This window comes from Cohnella massiliensis, assembly GCF_900169535.1.
In the GTDB taxonomy this organism is placed as follows: domain Bacteria; phylum Bacillota; class Bacilli; order Paenibacillales; family Paenibacillaceae; genus Cohnella; species Cohnella algarum.
In genome coordinates, this window is record NZ_LT821259.1 from 2904222 (window position 1) to 2922903 (window position 18682).

19 protein-coding genes and 3 pseudogenes are annotated in these 18682 nt (G+C 51.8%); 3 read left to right on the forward strand and 19 right to left on the reverse strand.

What is annotated here, in order from left to right; genetic code table 11:
- Positions 1-64: 64 nt before the first annotated feature.
- From B7E11_RS27340 to B7E11_RS29880, 3 genes are all read right to left on the reverse strand, one after another.
- Positions 65-355, reverse strand: a complete 291-nt coding sequence (locus B7E11_RS27340) for a hypothetical protein (RefSeq protein ID WP_213084155.1) — start codon at positions 353-355, stop codon at positions 65-67.
- A 101-nt stretch (positions 356-456) separates the two neighbouring features.
- Complete coding sequence (locus tag B7E11_RS27345) at positions 457-1050, reverse strand: ATPase (RefSeq protein WP_080840598.1); 594 nt, start codon at positions 1048-1050, stop codon at positions 457-459.
- Positions 1043-1219, reverse strand: coding sequence for a hypothetical protein (locus tag B7E11_RS29880; RefSeq protein ID WP_176220916.1), 177 nt, complete (start codon positions 1217-1219; stop codon positions 1043-1045). Before B7E11_RS29880 ends, B7E11_RS27345 begins: the two co-directional genes overlap by 8 nt.
- Positions 1220-1356: 137 nt before the next feature.
- On the opposite strand from B7E11_RS29880, the pseudogene B7E11_RS27350 reads away from it, so the two are divergent.
- Positions 1357-1610: pseudogene (locus B7E11_RS27350) on the forward strand (sigma factor-like helix-turn-helix DNA-binding protein); the annotation flags it as partial.
- A gap of 134 nt (positions 1611-1744) precedes the next feature.
- Here the strand turns inward: B7E11_RS27350 and B7E11_RS31100 are convergent.
- From B7E11_RS31100 to B7E11_RS27380, 7 genes and pseudogenes are all read right to left on the reverse strand, one after another.
- Positions 1745-2259 (reverse strand): annotated as a pseudogene (locus B7E11_RS31100) (Fic family protein); the annotation flags it as partial.
- Positions 2260-2420: 161 nt separating this feature from the next.
- Positions 2421-2984 carry a DUF2399 domain-containing protein gene (locus tag B7E11_RS27360; protein ID WP_213084156.1) on the reverse strand — a complete coding sequence of 188 codons (564 nt, stop codon included), beginning with the start codon at positions 2982-2984 and terminating at the stop codon, positions 2421-2423.
- Positions 2974-3342, reverse strand: coding sequence for a TIGR02679 domain-containing protein (locus tag B7E11_RS31105; RefSeq protein WP_080840600.1), 369 nt, complete (start codon positions 3340-3342; stop codon positions 2974-2976). The genes B7E11_RS27360 and B7E11_RS31105 overlap by 11 nt, the downstream gene beginning before the upstream one ends.
- A gap of 10 nt (positions 3343-3352) precedes the next feature.
- Positions 3353-3682 (reverse strand): TIGR02679 domain-containing protein, encoded by a 330-nt coding sequence (locus tag B7E11_RS30715; protein ID WP_080840601.1) that lies wholly within the window; start codon positions 3680-3682, stop codon positions 3353-3355.
- Positions 3683-3766: 84 nt separating this feature from the next.
- Positions 3767-3934, reverse strand: a complete 168-nt coding sequence (locus B7E11_RS29885; RefSeq protein ID WP_176220918.1) for a hypothetical protein — start codon at positions 3932-3934, stop codon at positions 3767-3769.
- 234 nt (positions 3935-4168) lie between these two features.
- On the reverse strand, positions 4169-6289 hold the full coding sequence (locus B7E11_RS27375) for a Piwi domain-containing protein (RefSeq protein WP_080840602.1): 2121 nt from the start codon (positions 6287-6289) through the stop codon (positions 4169-4171).
- A 1094-nt stretch (positions 6290-7383) separates the two neighbouring features.
- On the reverse strand, positions 7384-8544 hold the full coding sequence (locus tag B7E11_RS27380) for a DUF6155 family protein (RefSeq protein ID WP_080840603.1): 1161 nt from the start codon (positions 8542-8544) through the stop codon (positions 7384-7386).
- A 260-nt stretch (positions 8545-8804) separates the two neighbouring features.
- Here B7E11_RS27380 and B7E11_RS27385 point away from each other — a divergent pair.
- A pseudogene (locus B7E11_RS27385) lies at positions 8805-10106 on the forward strand (IS1380 family transposase).
- Between the two features lie 421 nt (positions 10107-10527).
- Here B7E11_RS27385 and tnpA read toward each other — a convergent pair.
- The 7 genes from tnpA to B7E11_RS27420 all read right to left on the reverse strand — a co-directional run bounded on the left by tnpA (position 10528) and on the right by B7E11_RS27420 (position 16232).
- Positions 10528-10998 (reverse strand): IS200/IS605 family transposase, encoded by a 471-nt coding sequence (gene tnpA / locus B7E11_RS27390; protein ID WP_080832172.1) that lies wholly within the window; start codon positions 10996-10998, stop codon positions 10528-10530.
- 198 nt (positions 10999-11196) lie between these two features.
- Complete coding sequence (locus B7E11_RS27395) at positions 11197-11574, reverse strand: hypothetical protein (RefSeq protein ID WP_080840604.1); 378 nt, start codon at positions 11572-11574, stop codon at positions 11197-11199.
- Between the two features lie 133 nt (positions 11575-11707).
- Complete coding sequence (locus B7E11_RS27400; RefSeq protein WP_080840605.1) at positions 11708-12454, reverse strand: ABC transporter permease; 747 nt, start codon at positions 12452-12454, stop codon at positions 11708-11710.
- A 2-nt stretch (positions 12455-12456) separates the two neighbouring features.
- Entirely contained in the window at positions 12457-13173 is a 717-nt protein-coding gene (locus tag B7E11_RS27405; RefSeq protein WP_080840606.1) for an ABC transporter permease, read from the reverse strand.
- A complete protein-coding gene (locus B7E11_RS27410) occupies positions 13170-14084 on the reverse strand; it encodes an ABC transporter ATP-binding protein (protein ID WP_080840607.1) in 915 nt (304 codons plus the stop codon). Before B7E11_RS27410 ends, B7E11_RS27405 begins: the two co-directional genes overlap by 4 nt.
- A gap of 70 nt (positions 14085-14154) precedes the next feature.
- A complete protein-coding gene (locus B7E11_RS27415; RefSeq protein WP_080840608.1) occupies positions 14155-15558 on the reverse strand; it encodes a HAMP domain-containing sensor histidine kinase in 1404 nt (467 codons plus the stop codon).
- Positions 15555-16232 (reverse strand): response regulator transcription factor, encoded by a 678-nt coding sequence (locus tag B7E11_RS27420; RefSeq protein ID WP_080840609.1) that lies wholly within the window; start codon positions 16230-16232, stop codon positions 15555-15557. The genes B7E11_RS27415 and B7E11_RS27420 overlap by 4 nt, the downstream gene beginning before the upstream one ends.
- 107 nt (positions 16233-16339) lie before the next feature.
- Between B7E11_RS27420 and B7E11_RS27425 the strand changes: the two genes are divergently transcribed.
- A complete protein-coding gene (locus tag B7E11_RS27425) occupies positions 16340-16999 on the forward strand; it encodes a 3'-5' exonuclease (RefSeq protein ID WP_080840610.1) in 660 nt (219 codons plus the stop codon).
- Positions 17000-17075: 76 nt separating this feature from the next.
- Here B7E11_RS27425 and B7E11_RS27430 read toward each other — a convergent pair whose 3' ends face one another.
- Both B7E11_RS27430 and ureG read right to left on the reverse strand, forming a co-directional pair.
- Entirely contained in the window at positions 17076-17933 is an 858-nt protein-coding gene (locus tag B7E11_RS27430) for an urease accessory protein UreD (protein WP_080840611.1), read from the reverse strand.
- Positions 17930-18667, reverse strand: a complete 738-nt coding sequence (gene ureG / locus B7E11_RS27435) for an urease accessory protein UreG (RefSeq protein WP_080840612.1) — start codon at positions 18665-18667, stop codon at positions 17930-17932. The genes B7E11_RS27430 and ureG overlap by 4 nt, the downstream gene beginning before the upstream one ends.
- Positions 18668-18682 lie beyond the last annotated feature (15 nt).

Below are 18682 nucleotides of genomic sequence, written 5' to 3' on the forward strand. Positions count from 1 at the left end.
GGAACGAATCCCCCCGGAAATAACCATAACAGGGTTGGCCTCATGGCCAACCCTAACGTGAAATTCAAACTAAGCTTTTTATATAACCCAGGAATCTGTCATACTGGCTCTCTGCAAGCACAGGCAATTCCCCTTGACCGCACCCAAGCCTGCTTAAAACGGAACGCCTTATCCTAACACTGCCTTTCTGCAGTTCCTTTGCCGATATAGCAAGTCCCTTGCTCAGCTTGCTTGCAAGCTCAGCATCCGCTACAACCGTCACATGCTCCTCCGGGATCACTTTGAATTGCGCTGCAACATCGGAAAAAGCACATTTCCGCTGCAACTTAACGATGTGATCCGGCAATCCCCCCATCGCTTTGCATTCCATATCAAAGGCTTGCGACACAGCCTCAGTTAAGGGAGTGTTCATTATTTAGAAATACTAACTTCGATTTACATATAAGCATCATCTCATTATTGGACCATTGTTATTCTTTGTTCGATCGATTCGGTCCAAGTCGGCATTGACTTAGTACGATATGTAATTTTGTTATGATTCATCTCTAACACGATCTCCCCTTCGGCACGACTGTTATCAATAACCATTAAATGGTCGATTAAGTGAAGGTTTGAAAGTAAATTACGAATGGAGGTCTTATGGCGGCGTATGATATCCTCAGATGGGATATGATGACCGCCATTCTTCACACGAACCGCAACCCTTTCGATGTTCAGGCGATAATCCCCAAGACCGATATAAAACATCGTAATTTCAAATTTGTTAGTCTTTGCATCCTGTATAAGACGAATGGTATTGCCGCCAGCTAATGTCGTTTCAACCGAAAAATCACGATGGTTTCGAATACAGTCTCTAGCCAATTTTATGGCTTCTTTCCCTGCAGACATCCTATGACGATCCGGATGAACAGCATCTATTCCCCTTGCTAAGGCATCCGCATCAATATTTACGCTGATGCCAAGCCGATCAACAATTAGATTCCAAATCGTGCTCTTACCGCTGCCGTTATTCCCTGCAAATACATACATGATCCCTGATGGTTCAAACATGAGGAATTTCCTGCTCTGGAACCAAAACGATCTCGCCGTTACTGTATTCTTTTACGATCTGACCGTTCGCTGCTTTGTAAACGATGTATGTCTCATTTGCTTTTGCATCAAGCTTCGCCCGATCGCCTGTAAGCTTGATAAGCTTATGAAGTTCTTCCGTCCGTTTCATGGATATCACCTTCCATCATATGAACCTTCAGCGACCTAATCTATAGTCATTATAACACATGTGCTGTCTTGCTTTTCGCATGTCGGACCCCTTAGTTTTTCCTAGCGGGCCCGCCTCTAACGAATACCCCGTGATATATACTGGGAACGGAACCTGACGAAGTGGTCGAAAAAGTTCAGCTTATAATAGAAAAAAGCAAAATCTACCGCAATCTCGACATTCTTGACGAGCGCGAGCAGGAGGTCATCCGCGGAAGTTCGGACTCGGCGGCGATGAACGGCCCCAGCGGGAAATCTCCCGCGAGTTCGGCATTAGCCGCAGCTACGTGTCCCGGATCGAGAAGCGGGCGCTGATGAAGCTTTACCGTGAGTTTTACAAAGCGAAGCGGTGAGAAAACCCTTCGATGCTTCTGCGGTTTGCGCTAGCTCTCCGATATCGAATCCCCGAGGAACGAATCCCCCCGGAAATAAAGCAATTACAGTAGCTTGAATCGTGAGAAAACTGCCACATAAAAATCCCTGCTTAGATGGGAACCGGAACAGAATAAACTTCCGGCAAGTTAATCCAGGCAACCAGATCTTCCATCAATGAAGGGACATCTTGCCGTTCCGGCGGCAGATAGTATCCGGAAGCATGGCGGCTCCCTACTTGATTTTGCTTTTCACGATATTCGCTACGCGCAGTCTTCGACCGTGCGATATTTTAATTATGGCATGCAGCTTCTTGATAAACTCTTCGGTGATCGGGAGCTGCCTTCTTTCGGCTTCATCCAGGTATTCCAAAGCTTTCATCAAGTTATAAACTTCCTGCTCTTCATTGTCGCTGCTATTTTGGTACAAAACTTTTCGCTTCGTCGCCTCGTCAAGCGTATTCCCCTCAAACTTTGTTGAGAGGATGACCGTCTTTTCCATCGATTCTTTCTTAAGCAAATCCAGAATAGATGCAGGCAACGGAAGCAAATCGACTACTGCACTGGCGCGCTATATATCCATCAGTCTGCGGGCAATGGCATCCGTAATTGAATATTCGGGTATGAACATGAAATCACCCTCCTCAATTACATCATAACATTGCCGCTATTTTGCCGCAAAAATTGATTTTAAGGAGGCGCCTTGATCTACAAAGGCGACTTCCTGGAAAAAAGCCCCGCCGCATAGAGGTGCATATTTTGTTAAAACCTCAGCTTCGCCCTGCAAAATCTTCAACCAATTTCGAGACGAGCGATTCCTGGTGAACTTTTTTTCCGATCCGGCGCATCGTGCCGCATAATTGCCTGTCCCAAGGCATCTCCATCTTCCCAAAGCTTATCCAACTCGGCACTTTCGAACGAAAGACCGAGGAGGCATTTTTCGTCAGCCTCCCGGTAGGTCTTGGCATCGAACCTCCAGGGAACGAACCGCCCCGGAAACAACCGGTACAGCGTTTGACCCATGACCAGGCCCTTTACGTCAAAGTCCCCGTAATAATAAATGCGGCAATCGCCCCCGGAGATATCCAGACAGCGCTGGATCCAGCGAATGGCAGCCGCGCTCGCGGGACCGCTCGTGCACAGGAGAGCCGCAGGCTCGCCTCCCTCATTGGCGCAAGAGTTCAGCGAATCCAGAATCGTCGAAAAAACGGCCGGATTCTCCACGACATAAATGCGCAAGCAGGCAGGAATCCGCTTCTCCGAATCGACTTGCCTTAACGTCCAGACGGTTGGGATAGCCGATTCTCTCCAATCTGAAAAATACCAATAAACTATGGAAGAAAGGTCATCGTCCAAAATGCCAAAGCTGCGGTACAGCTCCCGAAGCTTTAACGTTTGCGAACCATCGTCGGCATCCACCGCTTCGTCGCTCGAATGCTCCCGTTCCGCGGTTTTCAAGCCCCTTTTCGTATCGCAGAACCGCGATCAGCATTCTGCCGGCAGGCGTTCCCGGGTCGAGCGCGTGGGCGTCTCCGCTGATGCGGGCCGCTAGAACGGGAAGCCGGATCGGCGTTCTGTTTGCTTTGGAATCCGCTTCGTCAAATAGATGCTTCAACACCCGGGCAACGGTTGCCAGCGAAGTCCGGGCCGCCTCCCGATCCGTCCTATAGCACTCACGAAACGCGCGGCTCCCGGCACCCGTCTCTTCCTCCATTAGAGCCAGCCTATTGCAAACTGTAGGGGCCCCATTGATCCGATGCCGCCCCTCGCGCCTCCGCAAAGAGTCTCCGCCAATTTTCTTGATGCCCCGCCTTTCGTTCGCTCTTCGTCAGCAGCGGCTTCCCTTTCAACATCCGGTGCAATTCGAGAAGATCGTTGCCGAAGCCCGATTCGCGAAGCTCCTGATCGAACAGCTCCAGCGGGATTCGAACCGAATCGCCGGGCTTGTTGTTCCAGCCAAATAAAGAGTTGATCGCCTCGCATTCTTCCTCTGACGCCCGCTCGACGACCGCTTGCCCGCCGATCCGCCCAAGCGATACGTACTTTTTCCACATCGCCTCCAGGGCGCGCCGAAATCCGGTCCGGCTAAAATAGGCAATAGTACGGTTTGACGCATCCTTTTCCGGTTTCACTCCTGATCACTCGTTTCCTTTCACGTACTCTTTCACTCTTCCATTCCAGCGGTAACGGAACAAGGTGACAAAATCGACATCCTTCGGCCGGTAAATTTCGTAAATGGCCATCGACTGGATGAAGATCCGTCCCGTCTCCTCTTCGATTTCCGATTCCAGCACATAATCCGTCAAAATGCCCCGAACCTCGTTGTACCGCTCAAGGATTTAAAAATAAGTTGCGCAAATTATTTTTACGTCAACGGGTATCTGGCACATGCGAGACGATGGCATTTTTAAGCAAGAAATCGGTTATTTCGCATGAATTGAAACGAGGGCATGTGGAGCTGACAAAAGCAAAATACCGGAGCTTCCCGCATCCGAATGAAAGCGGAGCCTGATTTCAAATCAATAAGCAAGTCAAATTTATTAGACAAAATGAAGTGATTCTCCGGAGTCAATCGGAATCCATTGCCGATTGAAAAAGGTAGAACTTAAATCTGCATAATACGTGGTTATGGGCAACCGACATTTTAATAACGACCCGATATGCATGAATGAAAGATGATAAATGTCTTGGACGATTGCTTCAAGAGAAAGTGATCCCTGTTTCTTGACGATCTTAATGGGCTGTGCCGTTCCGACACGCGGGTGCGGATTAGTGGAAATGAGATATGCCCAATTATCCTTAACATAACAGAGTCCTGATTTGGTTTCCCATCCTTGTTTATCGACGTTAATCGCCATTCGACGGTTCGTTTTTTTTATGATCTCCACCATATCATAGTCTACACCCAGACTGTCAAAAACTTCGTCCAGACTATTTAGATCTTCTCTGCAGAGCCCGTCCCGATGAAATGTAACATGCCTTGGCTTTTCATTGTAATGGCGCTGATATTGATCAATTGCTGAGTATATAATTTGACACATTGTCTCATGGCGGATTTTCTCCCCTGCTTCATTTGATGTATTTGCTCGGCTAGACAATACCCTACCGTCCTTGCCAACGATCTGCACAATGCCAGCAGAATGCCTGCCCGACTCATGGGATACATCTAATCCAATAAAACAATCGGATGATAGTGATGAATTTAAGATCCACGGTTGAATACCAGATTTGGAGTAAAGCCCTAGGAGCAGGTTTCCCAGAATAAAGTCGTTAGCTTTTTGTAATGTTTCTATTGTTATGAACTGAGTAGGAACTGACGAATTCCCTCCAAATTCCTTTTTAATCAAGTCATACCACATTCCTGCAACTTTCTCCGGAATGATGACAAGAGTAAGTTCCTGGAATGAATAATTCGCAAGTTCCTTAAGTAGAATAGCAAATTGATGCGGGTTTGTGAAATCGATTGATTTGTTGCGATATGTCTCAGATTTTTTAAGTATTGTAAGCGGTACTCCCCATTTATGAGACAATGCGATTAACTTATCATTAAAAGCTGTAATGGCATTGAGCTTCGTATTAATCAGTTCCGGATAAACGAGTAAATTAATCGATAATGGCTTAGACAGCACAACGCCACCTTTTTCAAGACCGTATCTGGGCTGTGACTGTGTAACATTTTTACCAAATGTAAGGTTCGGGATTTCGATTTGCTTTACCTTATAACCGCTTTGCTGAACAAGCAGCTTTTGTTTGGAAAACTGAAGTTTATCTGTACGTTTCAATATGTTTTGCATCTCGTCTAACAATATCTTGATTTTTTGATTTGCATTTTGTTTATAAACTTCCGACGTTTGACGTACTACGGCAACCGGAAGCGATTCAAAAGTTAGCTCCTTTTGTAACATGGCAGGAGCATATGCAATGGGAGCTTGTCTATTTTTCATTTTTACATAAACGACGGGCATGCTCGGATCGAGCTTGTCAACTTTCCAAGTTTGTTTTCTTTCCCTAACAAAGTAATTAATGACGGATTGACCAAGTTCTGGTACTACATCACTAATGGTATACTCTGTAACTTTATCGAACTCATAATGCAGATTATTGTATTTATCAATAACTCGATCACCTTTAATAATTGCTTTAGACTTCATCAGATCAAACACGGAATCATTCGTTCGAAAGCTATGATTTAAATCAAATCCAACCGTTATTACACCGTTGATATTAATAGAAACATCGCAATGAATTACCCTATGAATTGAAATGTTCTGAACGACTTTCTCTGCTTTCAGCCACGTAAACTTCCGGCTACCCGCGGCAATTTCATTTCTTGGCTGAGCGCTTTCAATCGTTCTTAAAAGCAAACGTTCTAATACTGTTCGCTCAGTTGAAACTAAAGCATTTATTGACCGGCATTCATGATTAGTGAATGTATACTTGCCCCAATTTTCTATAGGTTGCCAACTTGCAATAAACTGTTCAAAAAAGTCTATAACATTAGTTTTGTTTAATCTTCGTAACTCGGAACAAGCATGTCCATTTTCATTGTGTAGTTCGAACACATTACGCACAGGTAGCGAATATAAATGAACTACAAGATTACTAGCATTCGTATCTGATTCCCATTCCGTAAGTATGTGATGTGTTGTTGGCGTATTCATATGAAACACAATCGCTCTCCTTTTCACCAATAGATGCCATTTGTTAACAGAGTATACTGCTACGGATGCGGCAACTACTTTCAACTGGCCAAGCTACATCAAGGATGTTGGTCGATCACATATTGCGAATGTTTAGTCGATAAGAATAAAAATCGTCGTATCCATCGAAGGACTTGATTCGTAGTATTTTTTTATGTAATAATTTTCTTGTCTTGATACCAATTTTAAGTTTGGCTAAATAATGTTGTCAAGACGTTTTTTGGTTTTCATGTCATTCATCTTCTGATGAATGAGGATTGAAATGTAGTGTTTTTTTATGTCGCACATGAATGGCAAAGAAACCTTGGACTAATTCACCAAGGTTTCTTTGCCTGTCTAGGCCCAATCAAACCCCGACAACCTCCGCACTCCGATTTATATCGTCGATAATGCCGATAATCTCCCGGGCGTCGTCCATGTTTTCGCCGAACAGCTCTGCGATGCGGCCAACCGAGCGGAAGGGCTCCTGCAGAACGGCCTTCTTCCCGCTCTACCACGTGCTTTTCTGCTTCATCAACATCCATGATCTCTCTAATGACTTCTGTCCCCGTTTATACGCGCGCGGCCTCCCGTACATAATCCCATGCGTTCTTTAATGTCAACAGTTGGCGATGCCCCGATTTATATTGAAAAGTGACAAGCCCCTCGTTGCCTTTTAAAGCCATCCCCGATTATAAGAATGCCCTTATATGGATAAGCTCCCTTCCGCTGCATCCTGCACAGGTTGCAAATTTTTGCCCTTTTCGAAGTGCATTGACTTTTCAGACGTTTTTGCCGCAATCTTGGCAGGTTTGATAATGGGATTGCCGCGCTTGAGAAATTTTCATTCTTACTTGCCCCCTCATTTGAGCTTCGTTGATGTTCATTCTACGAGAGCCGGTCAGCGAACAGAAGTTCGAGCACAAACAAATACGGTTGAACCTGAGTCGAGCCCCCAAGTTCAACCGTTATGGATGTTCAAAATCTTAGAATGACATGACACCCTTCCTGCATTCCCCTTACCGAATGACAAAACTTAAATCCGACTATTGTCACTCGGATTATTCATCCATCGATTATTTCTGTTCCTCAATCCCGCCCAATCCCTCGTACAAATGATGCATCTTGTGCAGAACCCAGTAATCGATCCTGTCCGCGCTTTGCAGCGCCGCATGAATCCGGCTCTTGTACGCTTCGATCAGCTCGCGAGTTTCATCCTTTTGAAGCAAATGAATCAGGTCGGTGAAAACCGACAACAAGCTGTTGGAAAGAGAGGCGTCCGAGATGAAATGGGTCCTTGCGAAAATCATGCTTGCTTCCACGTAGAGCATCATCAGTTCGGCGCCGAATTTGTCGTTTCCCGTAAGTTTCACGAAATGGGTGACTTCTTTTGATATGTTCGGAAAATCGGGGTTGTCGCGGCCGCGATCATGAAAAAATTCTTTTTCGATTTTCTGGCGACATTCGTAGAACAAGGATATCGCCGCATCCTCCCCGATAATTCGGACGGAGAGCAGTTTTTTGACGTCATTGCTTGAGTCGAAGCACTCCTTAACCAAATCTATGAGTTGATCTTGACTTATCTGGTTCAAATATTTATTGAGCGCCGATTTGGTCAACTTTGCCGGCTTCGGCTTTGACTTTGGCAACGGTGCGTTGCGGGGAAGCGGCTTCGGAACAAACTTGTCCGACCGAAGCAGCTCGTTGACGGCATCGATGGAAAACCGCTCCGGATCATAATCTTCCCCGAGCCAATCGGTCATATGCTCGTATTCGGGGTGTTCCGGATCGTCCAGTACCTCGAGCATGAACTCATATCCCGGCACGCCTCCCACATCTTCCGGAGGACAGCAGCGCGCTCCCTCCAGGCAAACGGGATAAGAAGCGTCGTTTAAGGGAGGCGCTTTCGGATCGATAAGCGTAATCGTATGTTCCCAGCCGTCGCCGAAATCGTACAAATACTTGAGTTTCGCGTTTTTTCTTTTCAGGTGAGCGGATACGATTTCGCTTTCTGCGGCGGCTTCGTTATTGTTACCAAAAAACATGCCGGAAAACGCATTCTGCTCGCCGATCCTTCGTCCTTTGATTTCGAATTCGTAGAGATGATCGTTTTCCCACCCCATGACGAATTGAAGGATATGATGCAACTGCTCGAAAGTGATGTTCGGGTGAAACTGAAATTTTCTCCATATCTTTGGGGTTACGTCGTTCAATTCAATCAAACAAATGTAATTCATTCCCTCAAATCGCCTCCAATTGCGTCTTGAAGCTTCACAGCTCCATTTGCGGCATCCCCGATCAATTTCTCTTTTTTTACTGGTTTCGGCAACTACATGTCTATGAGCCCTTAATGCCTATATTAAACCAAAATATCGAATGTTCATATAAACCTGAATTACGAAAGTACCACCTCATAAAAACATGAAAAAGTGCCCAGATCTTTGGTAGAATGGTGTTTGCCTAGAACATCACCAACCAAGAGAGGAGCACCCTTAAGGTGAAGTCTACCACAAAAATCGCGTCATTGAAAACGGCATTTTCTATGAGAAATGCAACAAATTTTGCAGGAAGCAAGGTGATCCTCGGATTTCTTGAAAACATCGGTTTGAATCAAGCCCTTCGGAGCCTTGGACTAGCCAAAGCGGCGAATGCCATCTTTCCGACGCATCGCATTCTGCAGATGCTCATCATCGGCTGGATTTTGGGCTGCGAACGTCTCTTTCATTTCAAATCCCTACAAGGTGATGCCTTGATCGCCCAGGCGCTGGGCGGCCGGGTGCCGCATCACACATTGTTAAACAAGGAATTGCTTCGTCTGGGCAAAGCCCACGACCATTTAGCGCCAGCCCTGCGAAACCTGAATGTCGAAATCATTGCACCGCAGCTACCCGACTCCTTGATTCTCGATCTGGATTCGACTGTTGAGACGGTGTACGGCAACCAGCAGGGAGCGGAAGTCGGTTTTAACAGTCAGAAGCGCGGCCGAAAGAGCTATCATCCCCTTCTCGTGTACGAAGGGCAGTCGCGAATGCTAGTGAATGCCGCGCTGCGTCCCGGCAACACGAGCAGTTCGACCGACGTCCTTTCGTTTGCCCGGCAAACGCTGGCGTTGTTGGAATCCCACCACGTACGCTATGCCCGGTTTGACAAAGGCTTTGGCGGAGAAGACTTCTACGCGTTCTGGGAGTCCCGTCAGATCGGCTACGTCGGCAAGCTGAAATGGACAAGTCGTCTCCAGGACCAAGTCAAAACCTGTGCGCATTGGACACGCTTTGTGGACGAGGACTGGATCATTGAAGGCATCGTGCTGGCCTACCAAGCGATCGGTTGGAAGAAGATGCGTCGTGTTGCTGTCATCCGCAAAATGCCGCGTTGGGACGGGGATCAGTCTCAGTTGGAACTGGATTTGCTTTGGCAATACGAAGCCATGGTCACAACGGAGGAATGGGAAGCCATGGATGTGTGGCGGGTCTAAAACCCGCGCTGCCGCGTGGAGAACTCCATCAAAGGAGTCCAGAATGGCTTTGCCATCCACCGCATTCCAACGCAGTCGTTTGCCGCCAATGAAATCGACCTGCTCTTAAAGCTGCTCGCCTATAATCTCTTTGAGCGATTCAAGCATCATTGTTGTGAGCCGATTCACCGATCCTACACCATCCAGCGGTTCCGGCGAACGTTTTTTGTTTGTGCAGGTGTGTTTGTCCAGCATGCCCGCCAAATGACATTGAAACTGAGTACGTCTTTCCAAAACCAGTGGGCATGGCGACGAATGGAGCGAAAAAGTATTTTATTGGAATAAACGATAATCCCAATTTGTGTCTTGGAAATCCCGTTGCCCCTTCATGTGGGGAGGGGGAAAGTAACGGCATTTTTGCTCGCATTCCATTTTGACTGCATATTCTGCCTCCATAATTGGTTGTGAAATCCAAGTTCTGCGTCTTCAAAAGCCTGATTCTATAGGCTTTCGTAATTTAGGATAAATAAAAAACAGAGCTGCGGGGATCGTGATTGACGGGGATTTTGAGCGAAGTGTCATGAGAGGTTACGCTTTCGCGAGGCGAAGAATTCAGGATTCCTTTCCCTGCAGAGTCATAACCACCGGCTTAGCCGGTGGCTTCCATCAGCCCTATAAGGGCATGTTACAAGCAAGCGCCTCTAAGGCGCTCTGAAGATCTGCCAACCGCGTGTTACCTCAGGCTAGCCCCTGGAAAGGGGCCTCTTTATACGCCCTTTTTCACCGACTCACCCGTAAACGGGTCGATCAGTTCCTTCATCGTGAGTTGTTCGTAGTTCTTGTCCTCTGTTAGTTGATTCCGAATGTATTCGGCGATTACCTTTTTGTTTCGTCCCACCGTATCGACGTAGTACCCTCTACACCAAAACTGTCGATTGCCGTAGCGGTACTTCATATTCGCAAATTTATCGAAGATCATCAGTGAACTTTTTCCCTTTAAGTATCCCATAAACTCGGACACGCTTAGCTTCGGCGGAATACTCACGAGCATGTGGATGTGATCCGGACATGCTTCAGCTTCGAGAATTTCTACCCCTTTTCGCTCACATAACTCCCGGATGATTTTTCCGATTTCCCTTTTTAATTTCCCATAGATCACTTGCCGCCGATACTTCGGGGCAAATACGATATGATATTTACAGTTCCATTTCGTGTGTGCTAGACTGCTCTTGTCCATCCCTTGTCCTCCATTGATGTTTGGTAGCGGTTGGCAGACCGGCTCCCATATTATCATTGAAGGTCAAGGGATGACTACTCATAGCTATAAGCTTTCCTGAACCCCCAGTCGAACTGGGGGTTTTCTTATACAAAAAAACCGCCGAAACCTATCGTTTCAGCGGCTGCTATGAGGTCTACTCCCCTATCCCCCTGTTTCCTACTCCCGGTCCACCTGCAGCGCCGGCACTTTTTTCACCGCGAAAGCTCCTCTCACGGCCTCTTCCGTTATGACGTTAAGCTTGATCAGCGCGGCTACCTTGGCCGGATCCGCCCGGGACAGCAGTCTCCACACGTCCGGGTCCGGAAGCGCCTCGTACAGCTTGTCGTCGTCGTATTCCCGGCGTTCCTGGACGACGATTTTGACGCGGTAATCCCCGACGAGCCGTTCGGACGAGCCGTTTCCCGAATCGAATTCGGCCAATATCGCCGCACGCAGCGAGGCCAGCTTTTCTTCGGTTTCTTTTTGCGCCTTTTTCAAATCGTAGTAAAGCGCGACTTTATTGACTGGATTGACCTTGCCGAATTTTTCCTCCACCCGGCTTCACGCTCCCCTCCTTCAAAGCATATGAAGCCGAACGGAGGTTATGAAGGCGGGCGAGACGACGGGCTCCGCCGCTTCCCGCTCGCCGGTCCCTCGCAAAATTCCAAAAGCCGGTTTTCCTTACGCCTTACACGGCCTTTCGTTTAAAGTAGATCAAACCCGCCGCGACGAACGCCGCGAAGCTGCCGGCCACCGTGATCATGATGCTTTCGAGCGGAAGCCCCAGAGCGCCGAACGTGTCGTTGCTCTCCCGGGGAATCATCGCGATCATCGGCTGCGCCCATGGATAGAAAGGTCCGTATTGAGCGGAGTTGACGATTAAAATGTTCGGCAGCGTCAACGCGATATTGACGGCAAGCGGAGCCGCGAAGGACGACCATGCCAGCGAGACGCCCAGTTGCAAAGCGGCCAGCGGCAGGCAGGCGACCCAGCCGCCGAGCGCGCTGCTCAGCAGCATGTCCCACGGCAGCTCGCCGGGCATTTTCCGCACGTAAAATACGGCGACGGCGGCGGCCGCAAGAAGCGCTTGAACGATGGCGATTTGCCACGCGATCATCATATATTTCGCCGCGTACAGCTTCGTTCTCGTGACCGGCAGCGACAGCAGCTGTTTCCAGCCGCCTCCCATATGCTCGTACCTGCATACATTGGAAGCGAACAGTCCGACCAGGATCGGAAGCAGCAGCATCGCGTGAAAAAACGACATGGAGGAGAGAACGACCGCAAACGACTCGCTCTGCGAAGCCTCTTCGGGCGGCTGGGACAGAAGCCCGACGGCGAGGGAAAGCAGCGGACTGATCGGAATCAGCCAACCGATTCGCGATTTGGCTTGTTTCAAGCGTTCCGTCGATAATAGACGCAAGAAAGCCATCATCGTCAGCTCACATCCTTCCGGTTGAAATGCGCCGAGCCGATCAAGTAAACGACCGTTCCGAGCAGCAAGCCTCCCCCGACGGCGATCCGCATGACCGGCGCCGGTCCGGCAGCGAACATTGGCCAGTTGATCGGCGCGAACTCCGACAGGTTGCCGGTAAACAAGGAGCAAACGCCGGACACCATCCCGAGCGTCACCGGAAGCGTCTGATTGCGCAAGACGATGGAAAGCCAAAGCAGGAGCGCGAGAAACGGCAGCGAGGCCAGAAAAGGCAGAAAGCTGAAGCGCAAAATGTCGGCGGCCGGGAAGTCCCAGCCGAAACGGAGCGCGACGCCGAGGGCGACGGTCGACAGGGCAAGCACGCCGCAGGAAAAGCCGAGCAGCAGCGACGATACCGCGAATTTGGCCGCGAACACCGTTCGCCTCGGAACCGGCAAAGCCAGCAGCTGCTTCCAGGCGCCGGTCTGATGCTCCACGTTCGCAAGGAGCGAGCAAATCAGCGTAATGCCGGCCAGGACGGTCACGGGAATAAACGGCACGATGTTTCCGACGAGTCCGCCCCAAAGATCGGCCGCGTATTCCTTCGTCAAATAATCGTACCGAATGCCGAAATTGAGCGCCTGCAGCGCAACGAGGCCGACCGGGCCGCAAAATGCGAGCAGCCACAAGCCCTTTTTGCGGATTTTGAGCAATTCGGCGGAAAGCACGCGACCCATCATGCCCGCAGCCCCTCTCCGACGATTTGCAAAAACAGCTCCTCGAGCGACTGCCGCTTTTCTTCGATCCGGTAGATCGCGTGGTTCCGCTGCACCAGTTCCTTGACGATGCGCGCCACGCTTTCGTCGTCGGCGCCTTCGAGCCGAATGCGCCCTTGCTCCAGCGCCCCCTGATATCCCATCCGGAGCAGGGCAAGCAGCGCCTCCTCCGGCTCGGACACGGCAACCGAGATCGAGCCTTCCGATTGCCGGCGCAGGGACTCGATCGTGTCCTGGAACACCATCTTGCCCTGGCGGATAATGCCGACCGTGCCCGCCATTTGCTCCACCTCGCTGAGCAAGTGGCTGGAAACGAGCACGGTAATGCCGTATTGCTTCGGCATCCCTTTGATCAGCTCGCGAATTTCCAATATGCCCGACGGGTCCAGCCCGTTCGTCGGCTCGTCCAGAATGAGCAGCTCCGGATCGCCGATCAAGGCGGCGGCAATTCCGAGCCGCTGCTTCATGCCAAGCGAGAAGCCTTTGACCGGACGTTTGGCCTCTTTCGTCAGGCCGACCGTTTCCAGCACCTGCGCGATGCGCGACTTGGGCGCGTCCAATATCCGGCGGATCGCCTCCAGGTTTTCGACGGCGGTCAAATGTCCGTAGTAGGAAGGATACTCGACCAGCGAGCCGACTTTGCGCAGGATATTCAGCTTGTCCCGTTCAAGCGGCCTGCCGAAAATTTCCACGCTGCCTTTCGTCGGCTTGATCAGCCCAAGCAGCATGCGGATCGTCGTCGTTTTGCCCGCGCCGTTCGGTCCGAGAAACCCGTAAATGTCGCCCCGCGCTATGTTCAAATGAAGGCGGTCGACCGCCGCGCGGCCTTTGTACGTCTTGCTAAGGTCTTTCGTTTGAATCATCCATTCGCTCATCTCGTTCACCTCGTAAGCCATCATAGCTCGCGGAGGTTAAAACAAGGAGCGCCCGGAGTTTAAAAAACGGTTAAAGCTGCATATCGCGCGGCCAAATGGCGATTCGGGTTCCCGTTTCGCCCGATTCGACCCGCGACGACAACTTCATCTCCCGCAGCAAGTAGTCAACGATCGCCAGCCCGATGCCTCCGCCCTTGGCGGCCGAAATCGCGCTCATTCCGGGGCCCCGGTCGGAAATGACGAGAGCGAACGCTCCCGAATCGAGCGTTCGGGCGGAAATGCCGATCCATCCGCCCGAACGGGCGTGGCGGACGACGTTTTGGAACAGATTGTCCAGAATGCGGAGGAAGCCTTCCTTGTCCACTTCCCATCGGATCGGGACTTCGGGCAAATCGACCTCGGGCTCGATCCCTTCTTTTTCCCATAACGGATACCAGGTCGCCGCGCCTTGCCGAACGAGCCGGGCGATATCGCAGACTTCGAGCTTGAGCGGGTATTTGCCGCTGGTCATAAGCGTATAGGCGAACAGGTTGTCGATCAGGCCGCCCAGCCGTTCCGTCTTCGCCTCCAGCTGGCGGACCGATTCTTCTCCTTGCAGGCTGAGCGCCTCGCGTCCGAGCAAATGCACGTGGCTGCGCATGACGGTCAGCGGGGTTCGCAAATCGTGCGATAAGCTGCCGATCAGCTGTTTGCGAAGCTTCTCCTCCTCGCGTTCCCGCTCTCTGCCGACGCGCAGACGTTCCGCCATCCCGTTGAACGCCTGCTCCAGCTTGCCGATTTCGTCCCGCTTCGACAAAACGATCGGAACCGGGATGCCGTCTCCGTCCGTTGCCGTCATGGCGGACTGCAGCCGAAGAAGCCTTTGGCGAATGTTCCGGAAAAACAGCCACGACAGCAGGACGAAAACGAGGAAAATGAGCAGGACGAGCCCGAAAAACGTCGGAGCCATCATATCGACGGGCGAATCGGCCCGCAGGAACGTTCTCGGCAGCTGCAGCACCATAAATCCGGGACCCGCCCCGTCCGCGCCGAGAAACGACACGACCGTATACGGATCGCCGTTCACGCTTTGCTTCATGAAGCGGACCGTGTCGTCCGCCGTCCACGAAAGCGGCAAACCGGCTTGCTCGGGCAATTGCAGCCTCGTCCGGCCGGTCCCGTCCACCCAGAACATGGACGCGTCTTCATACCGCAGCTTCAATTCCCGCAGCCGCTCGTTCACGATTTCCGGGTTCGAGGCGTCGAGCTTGCCCGCTTCCGCGTCCCAGTCCGACTTCACCTGCTGCGAATTTCCGTATTTCAGCTCCGGCTGCACCGGGCCGTTGACGACGGCATAAAAAACCGAAACCGCGACAAGCACGGCGGGAATAAAAAAGAGCGCCAGCACGACGATCATCATGTAGCGGAACAACAGCGAGCCGAGAAAGGCCGGCTTTTCGGACTTGTCCGCGTTTCCCGCTTCAACCGGCTTCATGCCCTCACCCTGTAGCCGATGCCGCGAACCGTTTCGATGACTTCCGGCGCGGCGGGATCTCGCTCGATCTTTTCGCGCAAATAACGGATATGGACCATCAGCGTTTTGTCGCCTTCCAGATACGTTTCCCCCCAAACGGCTTCGAAGATTTGCTCTTTCGTCAAAATTTGCCCCAAATGCCGCACCATATAGGTGAAAATTTGAAACTGTTTGCCGGTCAGCGTCAGCTCTTCCCCGCTGTCGCGGTCGACGAGCCGGTTTTCGTTTTCGAAAAACAGCAAATGCTTGATCGCGACCGGCTCGGAAGCGTGCGAGCCGTGCCTCCGGAGCAGAACTTTAATTCTCGCCTCCAATTCTTCCGGGTGAAACGGCTTGGTCAAATAATCGTCGGCGAATTCCAGCCCTTGCAGCTTGTCCTCGATCGACGTGCGGGCCGTCAGCAGCAAAATCGGCAGGCCGGGCATTTGCTTTTTCAGCCGTTGGCCGACCGTGAAGCCGTCCAGGCCCGGCAGCATGACGTCGAGAACGGCCAGCCGGCAGCCTTCCGCCTCGGCAAGCGCTTCTTCGCCGCTGCGCAGCCACCTTACCTCGAATCCCTTTTCCTGCAAATGGCGTTTCACGAGCGCGCCGATCTCCGGGTCGTCTTCCACATATAATAACGTAATCGTGTTCATGCGCCCATTATAGCAAAAAATCCGAATCCCATGACAAATAAGGCCGCGGGAACTATAATAACGAAGTATAGAATCCCATTGACCGAATTTTTCAGAGGTGTGCCCACTTGACTTATATCGTATATGATTTGGAAATGACCGTCCGTCGCAAAAAAGGCCAAGTCGCGGAAATTATCGAAATCGGCGCGGCCAAAGTCGGAATCGCGGACGGAGCGCCGGTCATCGTCGATACGTTTCAATCGTTTGTCCGGCCGGTGATCGTGCCGAAATTGACCGAGGACACCACTTCGTTTACCGGCATCAAGCAGGAAGACGTAGACGGATCCGGCACGCTGGCCGAAGTCGTGTCCGCATTCGCCGATTGGATCGGCGACGGCGAATACTTCCTGTGCGCCTGGGGTCCCGACGATCACCGGCAGCTTGTGAACGAATGCCGAACCCATCAAATTCCGACGGACTGGATCGTCAACCATAACAATTTGCAAAAAATGCTGTCCAAAACGTTCAAGCTCGAGAAGCATCAGCAAATGGGCCTAAAAAACGCGCTGGAGATGCTGGAAATCCCGTTCGTCGGCTCCCATCACCGTGCGCTGGACGACGCGGTCAATACCGCCCGCATTTTGGTGAAGCTGTTCGACCGCCTCCAATTCCGCCGCAACAAGCTGTCGGACGAGGCGAAGCTGGAATCCGAAATCGTCTACAAAACCGATCACTACGAAAATCTTCCGTTCGCGGGCCTCGCCGGGCTTTTTCCCGACAAGGGCTGACGATCGAACACGACAAAAAGGCCTTGCGGGCCGACGCGCGCGATATTGCGGCAGTCGGCCCGTAAGGCCTTCCTCGTCAGGCGTGACCGATCAGCCGGAGCGGCGGCGCGGAGAGGAGCTGCCGGCGCGTTTCGTCCCAAGCGAGCGTCAGCAGCCGTTGAAGCTGCCAGCCCCGGTTCCCCGCCAGCATCGCGACAACGCCCAGCTTGGCCGTTCTTGCGACGCTCCAGACGACGCCTTCCGGACAGCTTTCCTCCATTACGCCGGCGAGCCGATCTGCCAGCTCGGGCCCGATTTTATCCGAAAAAACGTACAGCGAAGCCAGATGCGTATAGGAGCCGAAGCTGCCGGGCGCCGCCAGCGACATCTTGTCCGGCAGCAGGCGCTGGCGTTGATAATGGATAAGCTCGCCGTTATGACGGACGGCCAGCTTCGTATCGCTGCATCGAAAAGCGAACCGTTCGCCGCGGGAAATCCGGCCGGGCGCGAGCGCTTCGCCGATGACGCAAATCGAGCCCGGGCTCAAATCCACTTCCGTAACGCATTCGTAGTGGGCGTCCCGGTACAGCATGACCGGTTCAGGCAGCCACTCCAGCACGGCATCCCGCTCCAGGACGAATCTTTGCTCGACTTTCGCCGCATCGTAAGGGCAAGGGTGCACGCGCGTGTACGCCTGATTGGTCGCGTATAACCGCACCCCCTCGCCGATACGCCAGTCGTACGCATAGCGGTCGCCGTCCATAAGCCCCGGAGAGACGTCCATATGAACGACGGCCAGCTGCGGGCCCGCCTCGTCGTGCAGCGGGAACGTTTTGGCGATTTTGAGCGGGGCTTCGTGATAGCTTTCCGCAAGCGCGGGCTTGCCGCGAACGAGCTCCGCCCTCGCTTTCAGGCGCGAGCGGACCTGCAGCTTTGCATGCTCCCCCGGCCTCATACCGCCGCGGCGTGTTCCTCCGCCTGCCGCCGCACCCACTTCAGGACGTCGTCCAAACCTTCGCCGCTGAACAAATTCGTAAAGACGAACGGCTTGTCGCCGCGCATTTTTCCGGAATCATCCCTCATGACGTCCAAGCTTGCGCCCACAAAAGGCGCCAGGTCGGTTTTGTTGATGATGAGCAGGTCGGAGCGGCTGATGCCGGGCCCGCCTTTGCGCGGGATTTTCTCGCCTTGGGCGACGTCGATGATATAAATGAAGCGATCCGCCAGCTCCGGGCTGAACGCCGCCGCCAGGTTGTCTCCGCCGCTTTCGATCAAAATCAGCTCCAAATTCGGAAACCGTTCCTGCAGCTCCTCCACCGCTTCGAAATTCATCGAAGCATCCTCGCGAATGGCCGTGTGCGGGCAGCCGCCGGTCTCGACGCCGATAATCCGCTCCATTGGCAGGCAGCCGCTGTCCACGAGAATCCGGGCGTCTTCTTTCGTATAAATGTCGTTCGTGATGACCGCGAGGTCCAGCTCGTCCTTGAGCGCGGCGGAAATCCGCTCCACCAGCTTCGTCTTGCCGGATCCTACCGGGCCGCCGATGCCGATGCGAAGCGGGCGTCCGCCGGTCAGCGCCGGCGTTTCCCATTCCGGATGCTCGTGATCGTGGCCGAGCCGGTGAAACCGAAGTTGTTCGCGTTCCGAACGAAATTCGCGGTGATGCAAATGTCCTTGTCCTCTGGTCATGAAAAGATCTCCTCC

What these genes read in the sequence shown, in the direction of transcription:
- B7E11_RS27340 (WP_213084155.1), bottom strand. Translation starts at nt 355, where the DNA reads ATGGGGGGATTGCCGGATCACATCGTTAAGTTGCAGCGGAAATGTGCT.
- B7E11_RS27345 (WP_080840598.1), bottom strand. Translation starts at nt 1,050, where the DNA reads ATGTTTGAACCATCAGGGATCATGTATGTATTTGCAGGGAATAACGGC.
- B7E11_RS29880 (WP_176220916.1), bottom strand. Translation starts at nt 1,219, where the DNA reads ATGAAACGGACGGAAGAACTTCATAAGCTTATCAAGCTTACAGGCGAT.
- B7E11_RS31105 (WP_080840600.1), bottom strand. Translation starts at nt 3,342, where the DNA reads ATGGAGGAAGAGACGGGTGCCGGGAGCCGCGCGTTTCGTGAGTGCTAT.
- B7E11_RS30715 (WP_080840601.1), bottom strand. Translation starts at nt 3,682, where the DNA reads ATGTGGAAAAAGTACGTATCGCTTGGGCGGATCGGCGGGCAAGCGGTC.
- B7E11_RS27375 (WP_080840602.1), bottom strand. Translation starts at nt 6,289, where the DNA reads ATGAATACGCCAACAACACATCACATACTTACGGAATGGGAATCAGAT.
- B7E11_RS27380 (WP_080840603.1), bottom strand. Translation starts at nt 8,544, where the DNA reads ATGAATTACATTTGTTTGATTGAATTGAACGACGTAACCCCAAAGATA.
- tnpA (WP_080832172.1), bottom strand. Translation starts at nt 10,998, where the DNA reads ATGGACAAGAGCAGTCTAGCACACACGAAATGGAACTGTAAATATCAT.
- B7E11_RS27400 (WP_080840605.1), bottom strand. Translation starts at nt 12,454, where the DNA reads ATGATGGCTTTCTTGCGTCTATTATCGACGGAACGCTTGAAACAAGCC.
- B7E11_RS27405 (WP_080840606.1), bottom strand. Translation starts at nt 13,173, where the DNA reads ATGATGGGTCGCGTGCTTTCCGCCGAATTGCTCAAAATCCGCAAAAAG.
- B7E11_RS27410 (WP_080840607.1), bottom strand. Translation starts at nt 14,084, where the DNA reads ATGAGCGAATGGATGATTCAAACGAAAGACCTTAGCAAGACGTACAAA.
- B7E11_RS27415 (WP_080840608.1), bottom strand. Translation starts at nt 15,558, where the DNA reads ATGAAGCCGGTTGAAGCGGGAAACGCGGACAAGTCCGAAAAGCCGGCC.
- B7E11_RS27420 (WP_080840609.1), bottom strand. Translation starts at nt 16,232, where the DNA reads ATGAACACGATTACGTTATTATATGTGGAAGACGACCCGGAGATCGGC.
- B7E11_RS27430 (WP_080840611.1), bottom strand. Translation starts at nt 17,933, where the DNA reads ATGAGGCCGGGGGAGCATGCAAAGCTGCAGGTCCGCTCGCGCCTGAAA.
- ureG (WP_080840612.1), bottom strand. Translation starts at nt 18,667, where the DNA reads ATGACCAGAGGACAAGGACATTTGCATCACCGCGAATTTCGTTCGGAA.